Source organism: Methylobacterium phyllostachyos (genome assembly GCF_900103445.1).
Lineage (GTDB): Bacteria > Pseudomonadota > Alphaproteobacteria > Rhizobiales > Beijerinckiaceae > Methylobacterium > Methylobacterium phyllostachyos.
In genome coordinates, this window is the sequence record NZ_FNHS01000007.1 from 64,464 (window position 1) to 79,084 (window position 14,621).

Annotated in this window: 12 protein-coding genes, 1 tRNA gene and 1 pseudogene; 5 read left to right on the forward strand and 9 right to left on the reverse strand. The window is 65.8% G+C overall.

What is annotated here, in order from left to right:
- Nucleotides 1-12: 12 nt before the first annotated feature.
- Together BLQ49_RS12610 and BLQ49_RS12615 are read left to right on the forward strand one after the other, a co-directional pair.
- Nucleotides 13-840, forward strand: coding sequence for a glycosyltransferase family 2 protein (locus BLQ49_RS12610; protein WP_091716267.1), 828 nt, complete (start codon nucleotides 13-15; stop codon nucleotides 838-840).
- A gap of 12 nt (nucleotides 841-852) precedes the next feature.
- Nucleotides 853-944: transfer RNA gene (locus tag BLQ49_RS12615), tRNA-Ser, on the forward strand.
- 266 nt (nucleotides 945-1,210) lie between these two features.
- Here the strand turns inward: BLQ49_RS12615 and BLQ49_RS12620 are convergent.
- Both BLQ49_RS12620 and BLQ49_RS30265 read right to left on the reverse strand, forming a co-directional pair.
- Complete coding sequence (locus tag BLQ49_RS12620; RefSeq protein ID WP_091716268.1) at nucleotides 1,211-2,521, reverse strand: MFS transporter; 1,311 nt, start codon at nucleotides 2,519-2,521, stop codon at nucleotides 1,211-1,213.
- A gap of 216 nt (nucleotides 2,522-2,737) precedes the next feature.
- Nucleotides 2,738-3,150 (reverse strand): annotated as a pseudogene (locus BLQ49_RS30265) (VOC family protein).
- Nucleotides 3,151-4,404: 1,254 nt separating this feature from the next.
- Between BLQ49_RS30265 and BLQ49_RS12630 the strand changes: the two are divergent.
- Genes BLQ49_RS12630 through BLQ49_RS12640 form a run of 3 tightly spaced genes read left to right on the forward strand, consistent with a single transcriptional unit; the run spans nucleotide 4,405 to nucleotide 6,894 of the window.
- Nucleotides 4,405-4,974, forward strand: coding sequence for a TadE/TadG family type IV pilus assembly protein (locus tag BLQ49_RS12630; protein ID WP_091716269.1), 570 nt, complete (start codon nucleotides 4,405-4,407; stop codon nucleotides 4,972-4,974).
- Complete coding sequence (locus tag BLQ49_RS12635) at nucleotides 4,971-5,519, forward strand: TadE/TadG family type IV pilus assembly protein (RefSeq protein ID WP_091716270.1); 549 nt, start codon at nucleotides 4,971-4,973, stop codon at nucleotides 5,517-5,519. The genes BLQ49_RS12630 and BLQ49_RS12635 overlap by 4 nt, the downstream gene beginning before the upstream one ends.
- Before the next feature lie 43 nt (nucleotides 5,520-5,562).
- Entirely contained in the window at nucleotides 5,563-6,894 is a 1,332-nt protein-coding gene (locus tag BLQ49_RS12640; RefSeq protein ID WP_091716271.1) for a TadE/TadG family type IV pilus assembly protein, read from the forward strand.
- Nucleotides 6,895-7,142: 248 nt separating this feature from the next.
- Here the strand turns inward: BLQ49_RS12640 and BLQ49_RS12645 are convergent, their stop codons facing one another.
- The 7 genes from BLQ49_RS12645 to BLQ49_RS12675 form a co-directional block, all read right to left on the reverse strand.
- A complete protein-coding gene (locus tag BLQ49_RS12645) occupies nucleotides 7,143-10,328 on the reverse strand; it encodes an efflux RND transporter permease subunit (RefSeq protein ID WP_244507567.1) in 3,186 nt (1,061 codons plus the stop codon).
- Nucleotides 10,325-11,815, reverse strand: coding sequence for an efflux RND transporter periplasmic adaptor subunit (locus BLQ49_RS12650; RefSeq protein WP_091716272.1), 1,491 nt, complete (start codon nucleotides 11,813-11,815; stop codon nucleotides 10,325-10,327). Before BLQ49_RS12650 ends, BLQ49_RS12645 begins: the two co-directional genes overlap by 4 nt.
- Nucleotides 11,812-12,222 (reverse strand): FixH family protein, encoded by a 411-nt coding sequence (locus BLQ49_RS12655; RefSeq protein ID WP_091716273.1) that lies wholly within the window; start codon nucleotides 12,220-12,222, stop codon nucleotides 11,812-11,814. Before BLQ49_RS12655 ends, BLQ49_RS12650 begins: the two co-directional genes overlap by 4 nt.
- Before the next feature lie 81 nt (nucleotides 12,223-12,303).
- A complete protein-coding gene (locus BLQ49_RS12660; protein WP_091716274.1) occupies nucleotides 12,304-12,738 on the reverse strand; it encodes a hypothetical protein in 435 nt (144 codons plus the stop codon).
- Between the two features lie 344 nt (nucleotides 12,739-13,082).
- Entirely contained in the window at nucleotides 13,083-13,340 is a 258-nt protein-coding gene (locus BLQ49_RS12665; protein WP_091716275.1) for a hypothetical protein, read from the reverse strand.
- Between the two features lie 74 nt (nucleotides 13,341-13,414).
- Nucleotides 13,415-13,666, reverse strand: coding sequence for a hypothetical protein (locus BLQ49_RS12670; protein WP_091716276.1), 252 nt, complete (start codon nucleotides 13,664-13,666; stop codon nucleotides 13,415-13,417).
- A gap of 257 nt (nucleotides 13,667-13,923) precedes the next feature.
- Complete coding sequence (locus BLQ49_RS12675; protein WP_091716277.1) at nucleotides 13,924-14,160, reverse strand: hypothetical protein; 237 nt, start codon at nucleotides 14,158-14,160, stop codon at nucleotides 13,924-13,926.
- Nucleotides 14,161-14,621: the final 461 nt, after the last annotated feature.

Consider the following 14,621-nt stretch of genomic DNA (forward strand, 5'->3'; position numbering starts at 1 on the left):
CCATCGCGGGGCATGCCGGCTGCGGGGGCTACGGGGGCCCTCCCCCTGTCGATCTTCCTCATTGCCCACAACGAGGCGGATCGGATCGGCGCGACGATCCGGGCGGTGCGCGACCTGACCGACGACTTGGTGGTGGTCGATTCGGGTTCGACGGACGGCACGCTGGCGCTGGCGGAATCGCTGGGCGCGCGGGTCATCCACAATCCGTGGCCGGGTTACGGGCCGCAGAAGCGCTTCGCCGAGGAGCAGTGCCGCCACGTCTGGCTCCTGAACCTCGACGCCGACGAGGTGGTACCGGAGGCGCTCGCCCGGGAGATCCGCGCCCTGTTCGCGGCCGGAGAGCCACCCCGGCCAGCCTGGCGGATCGGCATCGCCGAGGTGTTTCCCGGTGAGGCCCGCCCGCATCCGCTGGCCTACACGCTGACGCCGGTGCGGCTCTACCGGAAGGACCGGGGGCGCTACGCCGCCTCTCCAGTCCACGACCGGGTGGCGCTGGAGCCGGGGGTGACGGCGGGGCGGCTGAAGGGCGTGATCCACCATTTCTCGGTGCGCTCCCTGGGCGACCAGCTGGACAAGCTCAACCGCTACTCGGACCAGCAGGCCGACGACCTGGAGGCCCGGGGGGTGGTGATTCCGAGCTGGCGCGTCTTCGTCGAGCTGCCGGGCAATTTCCTGAAGGCCTATCTGGGCCGCCGCCACTTCGTGCGGGGCACCTACGGCTTCCTGACGGCGATGAACTACGCGATTTCACGGCATCTGCGCATCGCCAAGCACGTCGAGCGCCGCCGCCTCGCCGCGGCGCGCCAGGATCGGGTTGACCCGCCGGGGCCGACCTTCTAGATCCAGAGCGCCGGAGACGTGGCCGAGCGGCTGAAGGCACTCGTTTGCTAAATGAGCATACCCAGAAATGGGTATCGAGGGTTCGAATCCCTCCGTCTCCGCCATTGCCCCCTATACCTACCTAAGTCCTTGTCACCGCTCAGCGGCGACTTGCGTCGAACGGGGCTATGACCCCGATCTGTCTCCCCAGAACCGGATGTGGATAGCGCCTCAGTCGGCCTATTTCTGCATCGGGAAGGCTTGCAGGGCCTCCTTTGATTCACCGGAGGAGGCGGTTGCTACGGCTTCGGCTTGAGCCGGGCTGCGCGTTACCTCGATACCGCGGCCGTGTCAGTGCGGGTTTTCTCTTCCGCCGCCGCGAAACGGCTGCTCAGCGATGCCCGCCCTTCCAATGTGGCATCAGCATCGTGAGAACGGCGCCGAGGATCATGAAGGCGCTCGTGGCCCACATGCCTCCGTTGGTACTGTGCGTCGTTTCCCGGATCCAGCCCACGGCGAACGGACTGACGAAGCCGGCGAGCGCGCCGATGGAATTGATGACGGCGATGCCCGCGGCCGCTTCCACGCCCGACAGGAAGAGCGGGGGCAGGATCCAGAACAGGGCCGTCACGGTGTAGCAGCCACCGGCCGCCACGCAGAGCGCCACCAGGGAGGCTGTGACGTTCCCCGCGAAGAGCGTGCTCGTGGCGAGGCCGATGGCACCCACCAGGAACGGCACGACCAGATGCCAGCGACGCTCGTTCCGCCGATCCGAGCTGCGCGCGGTCAGAAGCATGCAGACGATCGCGACGCCGAACGGAATGGCGCTGAACAGACCGATGGCGAGCAGGCCCTGAACACCGGCTTGCGCAATCAGCGTCGGCAACCAGAACGACAAGCCGTACTGCCCGATCGCCTGGCAGAAGGCGATGAGCGACAGCAGCGCGACGATCCCCGACAGAACCTGAGACAGGCTGCCGTGCCCGCCCGGTTGCGGGGTATCCCCACGGATGTCGCTCTCGATGACGCCCTTTTCCGCCGCCGTCAGCCAAGCCGCCTGCGCCGGATCATCGTCGAGACAGAACAGGATGACGATGCCGAGGATCAGGGATGGCACCGCTTCGATCAGGAACAGCCATTGCCACCCGTGGAGACCACCCGCCGTGTGGAACGTCGCGAGGATGTAGCCGGACAGCGGCCCGCCGATGAGCCCCGACAGGGGGATGGCACAGATGAACAAAGCGACGACCCGGGCGCGCCGCACGGCCGGGAACCAATAGGTGAGGTACAAGATCACGCCGGGATAAAAACCCGCTTCGGCGGCGCCGAGCAGGAAGCGCAGCGTGTAGAAATGCCATTCGGTCTGGACGAAGGCGAAGGCGCCGGAGATGATCCCCCACAGGATCATGATGCGGGACAGGGTCAGGCGCGCACCGATGCGGTGCATGAGCAGATTGCTCGGGGTTTCGAAGATGAAATACCCCAAGAAGAACAGACCCGCGCCGAACCCGTAGGCCGCTTCGCTGAACCCCAAATCGCCAAGCATCGTCAGCTTCGCAAAGCCAACGTTCACGCGATCCAGAAACGCGGCGACGTAGCACAACATCAGCAACGGGATCAGCCGCAGCATCACCTTGCGGTAAGGATCGGACGCGCGTTCGCCGACGATCGGCACGGCGCTTTGCGGAGTATCCGTAATCATAGCGCATGCCCCCCAAGCCTTGCACGGCCGCTAATTATCGGCGTTCTGATAATAGCAAAGCTCGTGCCGGACGCGAGATCAATTAAGCCCGCCAGTCAAGGAATATATTTTCAAATCAATAGAAAATCCTTTCCGCGCACCGGCTGCATCGAGACGGCGCACTCCCTGTCGAGCAGAGTTCGATCGAACGACGATAAATGCCCGTTGTGCCCCGGATCAATTTGCTTCGAATAATCCGTCGAGGGAACGGAAACCCTTAATTTCGATGGGGTTGCCCGACGGATCGCGGAAGAACATCGTCCCCAGCTCCCCGGGCTGACCCTCGAAGCGGACCATGGGCTCCAGCACGAAGGCGACATTCCTGGCCTTGACGCGCGGCGAGCGCCTTCCAGCCCTCGAGTTTCAGGGCGGCACCCAGATGCGGCATCGGCCCGAGATGCCCGCCGACGCGTCCGGTGCTGGCTACGGCGAACGGCTCGCCCAGGTGAAGCGAGATCGCGTGGCCGAAGACATTGAAATCGACCCCGGTCCGCGCTCCGGCCCTTCTGGCAGCCCAGAACCCCGCCATAGAAGCGGCGCGTCTCATCGAGGTCGCGGACGTTGTAGGCCAAGTGGAAGACGCTGCGCATGGTTTTTCCTGTCGGCGCAGCAAGCGCCTGCGGTGGGCTTGTCCCACACCTTGTAACCGCAGCTGGAACCGGTGATGAGTTCGGTGTCGATGGCTTCAGAGCCAGCCGGAGGCCTGGTTTGGAGACGCGCTTTCTGGTGACCTTCGTCGCCGCCGAACGTGGGTCGGTCGCGGCGGCGGCGCGCGCCCAGGGACTGACCGCGACCAGCGTGGCGCATCCTCGCCGAGGTCCACGCCCTGAAGGCCGGCTCCTCGGCCCTGTTGCACGAGGGGCTGATGGCGGGCCGCCACGATGTGGTGATCGCGGTGGCGCCGCCCTTCGCCCTGCCGAAGACCGACCGCGCTTTGTCTGCGGTGGAGCCCCTGATCTGTCTGTTTCCCGAACGCCTGACCGTCGCGGCGCACGACAGCGAGGGTGCGATCCGGGAGATCCTCACGACCGAACGGTTCATCCCGATCCCGGGCAGCTCGCTCAGCTGCAGGGCGGGTCTCACATCGTCTTCGACGCCGTATCGGTCGCCGATGCGATCGCAGCCCCGCGGGCGGGGGCCGAAACCCTGCGCCGTGAGATCCAGCGGGAGCCCGTGGTGCGCACGGAGTTCGCGCCGGATTTCCTGCTCACTTTCAACTTGGTCAACGGTGTCGTCGATGCCTTGGCGTAGCCCTCAGAGCTGTTGTTTTGACGCGCTCTCTTGCGCCGGACCGGTCTCCGCTACGGCGGAGGGCGCTCTCGTCATCCTTTATACGGTCGATATGCTCAGCGTCGAACGCTCCGACTACCGCAATACCCCCTAACCGCGACCCACTAGGCGGGTTCGACGCCGAGCGCACGGTTTTCGGGCATCCCAAGCTCTGATGGCGATCGATGCCGTGCCGCGCAAATGCTTGACGCATGAACAGATCGCCTCGCTCTCGGATTGGCGACGAACAGTGCCACCGTCGCCGAGCCCTATCGGGTGATGGTGTATCCGAGCCGAGGTTCCGTCGCGGGAAGACGTGGTTCGTCGGTATGGCGTGCTGCAGATCCGGCGACTGAAGCAGCTGGTCACCAATTTCACGCCGGATGTCGGCACCGGCTTCAGAGGCATTCAGGACTGCAGCGCCATTCGCCCATAAGTTGTATCGCCCGATAATCACGTATTTTTGTTCAATCTCCGTATGGAAACGGACGAATCTAATTTCAAGTTAACACTTTATAGATTTCCTGCTTGCTTAACTGATCGAGAGCACGTCTGTAGCTTTTATTGCCCTTGTCATGCTTTTCCCTTCGCCACCCGGGGCTATCCATGGTCTCCGATCCGCAATCCAGAAACTCGGGCGGATCTTCCGGCACGACCGTTCCGGTGCGACAGCGGTCGAGACCGCCCTCGTGGCGGTACCCTTTTTCGCCCTGCTGATTGCAGCCCTGCAACTTGGACTTGTCTATCTGTGTCAGTCTGCCCTTGAGATTGCTACGGAGAAAGTCACGCGCCCGGTCCTCACCGGCACAGACCAAGTCTCGGGCATGACGCAGCAACAGTTTCTGGCTGCTCTGTGTGGAAACCTGCCTTCGATCCTATCGTGTTCGAACGTCATGGTCGATGCTCAAGTCTACAGCAGCTTTTCCAACTCCAACACATCTGCGCCGACGATCACCTACAACGCGGCCGGCCAGGTCAGCAACCAGTGGTCCTTTAATCTCGGCAGCGCAAACAGCATCGTTGTCATCCGGGTCATGTATCTCTTACCCGTGGCGGGAACCCTGGGCTTCAACATCGCAAATCAGCAAGCGAACCGACATCTGCTACTCGCGACTGCGGTCTTCAAAAACGAGCCTTATCAATGAGACGGCGCCTTCGACCCAGCGCATATAAAGGCCTTGTCGGCGACCGCCGCGGCGTCTCAGCAACCGAGTTCGCGCTCATTCTGCCGCTCTTGCTGCTGATCGTTTTAGGCGGATACCAACTGTCTCAGGCGGCGTCCGCATATCGCAAGGTCACACGGACCGCCAGGACCGTTGCGGATCTGGCGACACAGTACTCGACCATGACGAAAACCGACATGTCGACGGTGCTCAACGCCTCTTCTCAGGTCATGGCACCATTCAATACGTCATCACTGAGCATCGTGCTCACAGAGTTTTATGTCTCTCCGGCCGGAGTGGCGACCGTGACGTGGAGCCAAGGCCTGAACGCGACCGCCCTGAGCCCTGGCCTAACCGTGATCCTCCCCGCCGGCGTATGCTTGCCAAATGCTTCGGTGGTCCTTGCCAGCGTGACATACAGTTTTACCCCGGCCATCGGGTACAAGATCACGGGGCCATTCGCGATATCGAGCGCGCTTTATATGAGCCCACGCTCCGTCGCTTCGATTTCGTACACCGGCAGTTAACCCGCGCCTCCGCCGCGAACCTCTCGAATGCATCGGACACGACATGCCGCCATCCCTGCTCGCGCGGTTCATTCGCGACGCGCGAGGCACCGTTGCGATCATTTTTGCACTTGCCTCGCTGCCGATCATTGGCGTCCTCGGCATGTCCCTGGATTACACATTCGCCGGGCGCCGGCAGACCCAGCTCAGGGCCATCGCCGATGCTGCAGCGCTGATGACTACGTCGCCCAGCGGAATGGCTCTGCAATCGACGGCTGCTCAAGCCGCAGCGGTCACCATGTTCAACGCGCAGGCCGGTATCGTTAGGGGGACGAGCGGGACGATACCCTCCATCACGGTTTCGGATACGACATCGGCCAACGGCACCATCAACCGTGTCACGACGGTCCAATTCTCCAGCAATTCCTTGAACGCCTTTGCGAATCTGTTGAAGATGAAATCCATGCCGATCAGCGGCACATCAAGTGTCTCGAGTTCCACGGCACCCAACATCGATTTCTATCTGCTTCTGGACACTTCACCGTCGATGGGCATCGCAGCCAATCAAAACGACATCAACACCATGGTCGCGCACACGCAGCAACAGGGTGGCTGCGCCTTCGCGTGCCATGAGACGAACCCAACCCAAAGCGATGTGGCCGGCAACCCCGGTGGGGAAGACAACTATGCCCTCGCACGCCAACTCGGTGTCACGCTACGGATCGACCTTGTCCAACAGGCGACCTCCAATCTCATACAGACCGCAGCCAACACAGAAGTGAGCAATAAAGCCGTCTATCGCGTTGCGACTTATACATTCGATCAATCGTTCAATACGATTACAAATCTGACTGCAAATCTTGCGTCAGCCAAAAGCGATACGAGCAAAATCCAGATGCTCCAAGTCTACAGCAATGGTTGCTTAACTGCAACCAATTGCAACAATGATACTGATACTCAATTCGACCAAGCGATGGTCAACAGTGCCTACATTCCCAACCCGGGGAAGGGCACCAACGCGTCGGGCGACACGCCGCAGGAAGTTCTATTTATCGTGACCGACGGGCTCATCGACGAGCAGTATCCCGGTTATGGCAGTCAAAATATGACTTACAACGGCAGAACGATCACGACCGTTGGACACCAATATGATTACTGCACACCGCTCAAAAACCGCGGCATCCGGATAGCGGTCCTCTATACGACCTACAATCCATTGCCAACGAACGGCTTTTACAATCAATACGTCGCACCCTTTCAGCCGACCATATCGACAGCCATGCAGAATTGCGCTTCTCCAGGGCTGTTTTTCCAGGTCGATACCGGTGGCGATATCAACGCGGCCATGCAGGCCCTCTTCGTCAAGGCCGTGGGTACGGCACACCTCACGCGGTAGTTCGAAAACCTTCAGAAGAGATGCTTCGGCTGGTGGTTGCGGCGGTCCGCGACACCGAAGAGAACGGGTCCAACGCGAAGACGCAGAGGCTCGATCGCGCGATCCGCGTCTCGCACCGGCTGCAGCCGGGGTCCTTCGTCAGTGCCACCGTGGGCAGCCCCTCCGCCAGGACGCCCTGTCGGAGCGCCAGCCCCGCCAACAGCCCGCGCGCATGTCACGCCGGAACGCTCTCGTGCTGCCCGGAATCGTCATCTCCCGTTTGCGCTCGCTCGGCCAGCTGCGGCAGCCTCACGGACCCATCCGCCGCACGGGTGACCGGGTCCGCCCTCGGCAGCGCGCGCCTTCACCAGGGCGTAGACCGCGGGGATCACGATGAGCGTCAGGATGGTCGAGGAAACCATCCCACCGATCATCGGCACCGCGATGCGCTGCATGACCTCGGAGCCGGCGCCGGTACTCCAGAGGATGGGCAGGAGCCCGGCCATGATGGCGACCACCGTCATCATCTTGGGCCGGACACGCTCGACGGCCCCGACCATGATCGCCCGCTGCAGGTCCGCTTGCGTGAGCGGGCGCCCAGCGCGCCGGCAGCCGGCCCGCGCCTCGTCGAGGGCCTGGTCGAGATAGACGAGCATGATCACGCCGGTCTCGGCGGCGACCCCGGCAAGGGCGATGAAGCCGACCGCCACCGCGACCGACATGTCGAAGCCCATCCACCAGAGCGGCCAGACCCCGCCGACCAGGGCGAAGGGGAGCGACAGCATCACGATCAGCGTCTCGGTGAGTCGATGGAAGTTCAGGTACAGGAGCAGGAAGACGACGAGCAGCGTGAGCGGCACCACAATCTGCAGTCGCGCCTCGGCTCGCTCCAGGTATTCGTACTGCCCGCTCCACTGAAGCGTCGTGCCCTGCGGAAGCGTCACCGCCTCAGCCACCGCCTTGCGTGCCTCGGCCACGTAGCCGCCGAGGTCTCGGCCGGCAATATCGACGAAGATGTAGACCGCCAGCCGTCCGTTCTCCGTGCGGATCGCGGTTGCGCCCCGCGTGCGTTCAACCCTGGCGACTTCGCGAAGCGGGACCGTGCCGCCCATCGGCAACGGCACCTGCACCTCATCCGCGATGGCGCGCGGGTCCGAGCGGAAGGCGCGCGGGTAGCGCACGTTCACGGTGTAGCGCTCGCGGCCCTCGACGGTGTTCGTCACGGCCTGGCCGCCGAGCGCCGTCGCGATGACGTCCTGCACGTCGCCGACCATCAGGCCGTAGCGCCCCAGCGCCTCGCGATCCGGCGTGATGTCGAGGAAGTAGCCGCCGATGACCCGCTCGGCGTAGGCGCTCGACGTGCCGGGCACGGTCCGAAGCAACGCCTCTACCTGCCGGGCGACGCCCTCCATCTGCTTCAGGTCGGTCCCAAGCACCTTGATGCCGACCGGCGTGCGAATGCCCGTCGAGAGCATGTCGATGCGGGCGCGGATCGGTTGCGTCCAGGCATTCGACACACCCGGGAACTGCAGGGCCCCGTCCATCTCGGCCTTGAGGCTGGCGAGGGTGACGCCAGGGCGCCATTCGGCCTTCGGCTTGAGGGTGATGACCGTCTCGAACATCTCCATCGGCGCCGGGTCGGTCGCCGTGTTGGCGCGTCCGGCCTTGCCGTAGACCGAGGCGACCTCCGGGAAGCCCTTGATGATGCGGTCCTGGATGGCCAAGAGTTCGCCGGCCCTCGTCACCGAGAGGCCCGGAAGGGTCGTCGGCATGTAGAGGAGGCTGCCCTCGTCGAGGTCGGGCATGAACTCGGAGCCGAGTTGCCGGGCCGGCCAGGCGGTCGCTGCCAGGACCCCTACGGCGAGCAGGATGGTCAGGACCCGGGCCCGCAGCACGCCGGCGATGAGGGGCCGGTACAGCCAGATCAAGAGCCGGTTGAGCGGGTTGCGGTGCTCCGGGACGATGCGCCCCCGTACGAACAGCACCATCAGGGCGGGAACGAGCGTCACCGACAGAAGGGCCGCCGCCGCCATGGCGAAGGTCTTGGTGTAGGCGAGCGGCCCGAACAGCCGCCCCTCCTGGCTCTCCAGGGTCAGGATCGGCAGGAAGCTGGCCGTGATGACGAGGAGCGAGAAGAACAGGGAGGGCCCCACCTCCGCGGCGGCCGCGATGAGGACCTCGACGCGCGGTTTCCCCGGCGGCGCCCGTTCCAGGTGCTTGTGGGCGTTCTCGATCATCACGATGGCGGCGTCGACCATGGCGCCGACCGCGATGGCGATGCCGCCCAGACTCATGATGTTGGCGCCGATTCCGAGTGCTTTCATGCCGGCGAAGGCCATCAGGATGCCGACCGGCAGCATCAGGATGGCGACGAGCGCGCTGCGCACGTGCAGGAGGAAGACGACGCAGACGAGGGAGACGACGACGCTCTCCTCGACCAGCGTGTGCCGCAGGGTGTCGATGGCCGCGTCGATCAGCTGCGAGCGGTCGTAGACCGGCAGGATCTCGGTGCCGGCCGGCAGGCTCTTGGCGATTTCGGCGAGCTTCGCCTTCACGCCCTCGATGACGGTGAGGGCGTTGGCGCCGAAGCGCTGAAGGACGATGCCACCGGCGACCTCGCCCTCGCCGTTCATCTCGGTGAGGCCGCGGCGCTCGTCCGGGCCAAGCTCGACCCGGGCGACGTCGCGGACCCGCAGGGGCGTGCCGCCCGCGGTCTTCAGCACGATGTTCTCGATGTCGGTGACGCTCCGGATGTAGCCGCGGCCGCGCACCATGAACTCGAACTCGGAGAGCTCGACCGTGCGACCGCCGACGTCGGCGTTGCTCGACCGAATGGCATCCCGGAGCTTGTTGAGGCTGATGCCCTGGGCCCGCATCCGGTTCGGATCGACAACGACGTTGTACTGCTTCACGAAGCCGCCGACGCCCGCGACCTCGGCCACGCCCTCGGCCCGCGAGGCGCCAAAGCGGATCACCCAATCCTGCAGCGACCGAAGCTCGGCGAGCGTCCGCTCCTTCGCCACCACCACGTACTGGTAGACCCAGCCCACGCCGGTCGCATCGGGGCCCAGCGTCGGCGTCACGCCGGCCGGCAGGCGGCTCGCCGCGCCGTTGAGGTATTCCAGCACGCGCGAGCGGCCCCAGTATGGGTCGGTGCCGTCCTCGAAGATGACGTAGACAAAGGACACGCCGAAGAAGGAGAAGCCGCGCACCACCTTGGCCTTCGGCACGGTCAGCATGGCCGTGGTCAGCGGGTAGGTGACCTGATCCTCGACGACCTGCGGGGCTTGGCCCGGATACTCGGTGTAGACGATGGCCTGCACGTCCGAGAGGTCGGGGATGGCGTCGAGCGGCAGGGACCTGAGCGCCAAGACGCCGGTCGCCACGGCGAACACGGTCCCGACCAGCACCAGGACGCGGTTCCGGGACGACCATTCGATGAGGCGCGCGATCACGGCTTGCCTCCCGGGCTCGCCGCCCGCCGGTCCTCCCCGAGCGCGGTCATGGACTGCAGCGCCGCCTTCAGGTTGCTCTCGGCATCGATCAGGAAGTTCGCCGCGGTGACCACCCGGTCGCCGGCCGCGACGCCCGCGCGGATCTCCGCGTAGCCCCGGCCCCGGAGGCCGACTTGCACCGGCTTCGGCTCGAAGCGCCCCTCGCCGCGGTCGAGCAGCACGACCTGGCGCTCGCCGGTGTCGATGATCGCGTCGTCCGGCACCGCCACAACGGGTTTGGCATCGCCCGTCGCGATCTCGACGTCCGCGTACATCGACGGTCGCAGGACGCCGTCGGGGTTCGGAAGCTCGATGCGCAGCCGAGCGGTCCGCGTCTCGATGTTGAGATGGGGATAGATCCGCGCCACGGTCCCGGTGAAGACCCGGTCGGGGAAGGCCCGCACGCGCACGGTCGCCTTCTGTCCCTCCGCCACCCCGGCGAGATCGCGCTCCGTCACGTCGGCCAGGACCCAGACGCGGGTGTGGTCGACGATGCGGAACAGGACGTCGCCGGACTTGGCCTTCATCCCGTCCGAGACGTTGCGCTCGACCACGACACCGTCGCGCGGCGCGGACCAGACGATTGAGGGCGGCACTTTGTGGGTGCGTTCGATCGCGTCGATCACCTCCGGCGGAATGGCCAGGTTCTCCAGGCGCCGCCGGCCACCCTCGTAGCCGATGGAGGTCAGGTACTGGGCCGCGACCGCGTTGATCTCGGGGGCGAACAGGCGCAGCAGCGGCTGGCCCTTGTGGACGTGGTCGCCCGTGGTGACCGGCTCGACCGTCTCGATGAAGGCGTCCGTGCGCAGCGCGATGACGGAGATGCGGCGCTCGTCCTCCTCGACGCTGCCGGGCGCCCGCACCGGCACCGACAGGACCCGGCGCTCCGCGAGTTCGGTCCGCACGCCCATGCGCTGGACCTTTCCCGGCGACACCGTCACGACGCCGCTCTCGTCCTGGCCCGCGTAGACGGGGATGTAATCCATCCCCATTGAGTCCTTCCTCGGCACCGGCGAGGTGTCGGCCAAGCCCATCGGGTTCCGGTAGTAGAGGATGGGCCGGTCGGCGCCGGGCTTGGCCGCCTCGCCCGGTTGCATGCCGTTGCCGGCCATGTCCGCGGGCATGGCCTCGCCGTCCCCATCGTCGAAGCGCACGTCCTCGCTGGCGCGCACAGCCCGGAACGCCCGGCCGTCCGCCGTGACCATCGGCGACGCCGAGTAGACGGGCTTCCCGTCCGGATCCCGGTAGTAGACCACCGATCCCGAGAGGGGCTTGGAGGGGCCCGGCACGGCGTCGCCCGCTTGCGCAGCGGGCAGCAAGCGGACGACGCCGTGCCGAACCCGTTCCACGAAGGCCGAAACCGGGCCGTCCTGCCGTCCCGCCGAATAACCGAGCCCCCCCGCCGCGAGCGCGGCGAGGGCTCCGGCGAACCAGGCCGAGCGCGTCATTTCGCGGCCTGAAGGACCAGCTTGTCCTCGACCGTGCCGATCTCGCCCTGGACCTTGGCGGCAAGCGAGAGGCGCCAGCGGCCCTGCATCGAGAGCTTGGCCCTGAAGCGGTAGATGCCGGGCTCGGTCGAGGGGACCTGCTCGACCTTGGTGGCCATCTCCTCCATGGCGTCGGGAGCCATGTCGAGGCGCTTGGCGAAGACCACGGCGTCGGTCACGGGCTTGCCGCTCCGCTGGTCGACGAGGCGGACGGCGATGACGGCCTCACCAACCTTCGCCTCCTGCTGCACGAGCTCGAAGCGGTAGTCCTTGACGTCCGCAAGGGCGGGCGGGGCGAACGCGGACGCCGACAAGGCGCCGCCGAGCAGCGCGGCCATCACGGCGCGCGCGAAAGGGGTCTTGGTCACGGGGGTCTGTCTCCTGAACGCGAGGGATGGCGGCGCGCAGGCGCGCGTCACTGTGCCGGCGCCAGCGCCGGCGGCTCGGATTCAGGCTCGGGGAGGCTCAGGCAGCGGCGGCCCGTGCAAGCTGGCCAGGGACGCCGCGGCGGGCCAGGTCGGCACGGCGTGTGTCGCGACTCGCGCCCCGATGGAGATGGCACTCGGCGGCAGCGAGGCGATGCTGGCGAGGCACAGAGCCATCAACGGACAGCCCGCCTTGGCGCAGTCCGGCTTCTCCGCCTTTCCTGGGGGGCAGCACGGCATGCCGTCCATGCCGGCCATGTCTATGCCGGCCATCTCCATGCTCGCCATGTCCATGTCGGCATGGTCCAGGGCCGGCATGGTCTCGTGCGAGGCGTGGGCCTGCGCCGTTCTGGAAGCGTGCATGCCCGCGGCGGCCGCGGAAGCGGTCACCGGCGTCAGGGCAAGGCTGAGAGCCGCGAGGAGCGGAAGCAGCCGCCGGAGGGCGAGCCAAAAGGTCACGAACCCAGGATGCCAAATTCCGGGTTTGAGCGGAAGGGCGACCGGCCTCTGTCCGAATGACGCGGATGACGGTTTAGAGCGCTCTCCGCGGAAGCGGACACCGGTTCGGCGCAAGAGAGCGCGTCGCGACGAAGGCTCGGCGCCCGGTTGCAATGCGATCGGGCGCGGCTCGCGTGTCGCCCCGTGAGGCGTCCGATGCTGAGGCGCGCGTGACCCTCCGGCTCGACCATTGCGGGCCACAGAGGCTTGCGGGGCGAGCGGTCATTCGAGGGTTGACGGTGGACTATCCGCGCCCGCGCAGAGCTAATGGCCGGCCCAGCCGCGCCGAGCCCGTGCTGATGGTCTCACTTGTTGCGCGGTCGCGCGGGAGCGGGGCGCTCCACCTGAGACCGGGCCTCGATCCGGTGCGACATCCGTCCAACGCCGAGCAGCGACCGCAGCTTCGCCGTCACCCCGATCATGACGAGCAGTCCGATCACCAGGGCGAAGACGGTCAGCGTGTGCCGGATCGCGTCGTCATAGTGTCGCCCGGCGTGGAGGATCAGCCAGCCCACTCCGACGAACACGGCTGCCGAAACCAGCGGGATGGTCGATACGGGCATCGTCCTCAACGATCCGGAACGCTGCCCGGTTCGATTGCGGCACGCGGCGAGCCGCCGGCAGAGGCCGTGTGTGCTCAGCCTTCAACGAAGACGACGCCGAACCGGGCGCCGGTGCGCCGGACGACCGCGCAGCGGCGCGAGGTCTGGTCGATCGCGGTCAGGAGCGTGAAGGCCTCCGGCACGGCATCGTCCTCACCTGCTTCAAGCAGGGCGCCGGTGTCCGACATATTCCAAACGAGGCAGCGCAGCCGCCTGCCCGTGTCCTCGACCACGATATGCGCCGCACTGAAGCAATCCGTTCGGCCGGAGAAACGTTTCTCGTCCATCGTCAGAGCCTCTGAAATAGCTGCTGACAGTCAGATACGACCCCCTCTCTCTCTTCCACCTTACGCCTGATCACGCGCCTACGCGATTGTGCGCATCGTGCTTACCGCGGGTTGAATAGCCTCGCTCGATTTGAAATGACCATTCGCGCTGGCCAGATGAACCATCGCGATCGATCGGGCTTGATCGCGGGAACAGCGGAGTGCGGGCCGGTGAGCGGCACGACGGCAGCGCGATCGAGCCCGGCCCTGAAACGGCTCTAAGCCTCGTCCTCCTCGTCTCCGCCAGTCGCCCCGACTGCCGGCCCCGGGCGGTAGGCGTCGAGCGTGGCGTAGGCGTCCGTATCGGTAAGACCCAGCCGTTCCATGTCGGTCAGCAGCGCCAGGATGTCCGCATCGACCGGTTCGCCACTCTCCTTGCGCTCGATCAGGGTGTTGACCAGTTCCAGATCGTTGATCGACGACGCGCTGGGTTCGTTCGGATCGGGGAAGGCCATGTTCGGTCTCTCGCTGGGTGGTCCCTAGACCTAGGTCGTCGCCCGCACCTTGCCACGTCCTGTCGACGCTGTGTGCGGATCACGTTCCCGAACAGACGGCACAGGTCAGTTCAGGCGTCGCACAGAGACCGAAACGCGGCGGCACGGGGCTGCGCCGGCCGCGCTCACGCCCGGCAACCGAGCCCGTCCAGACCCGGCACGACGCCGACGCCATGGCGGCCGATGACATCGACGGGACCGTCATCGCCATAGGCCTCCACGTCGAGTAGCGCACCAGCGGGCACGCGCGGGTGCGAAGTCCGATGCGGTCTGCGCGCCCAGGGTGACCGTTTCGTCGGTGATCGAAGGCTTTCGCGTTCGGGGCGATGCCCGCAACCCGCCTCACCCGGCAACGGCCGATCTGCGGCATCACAGCCTGTTCCGTCGCGGAGGCGGTGCGGACGGGCGAGCCGGAGTCAGCG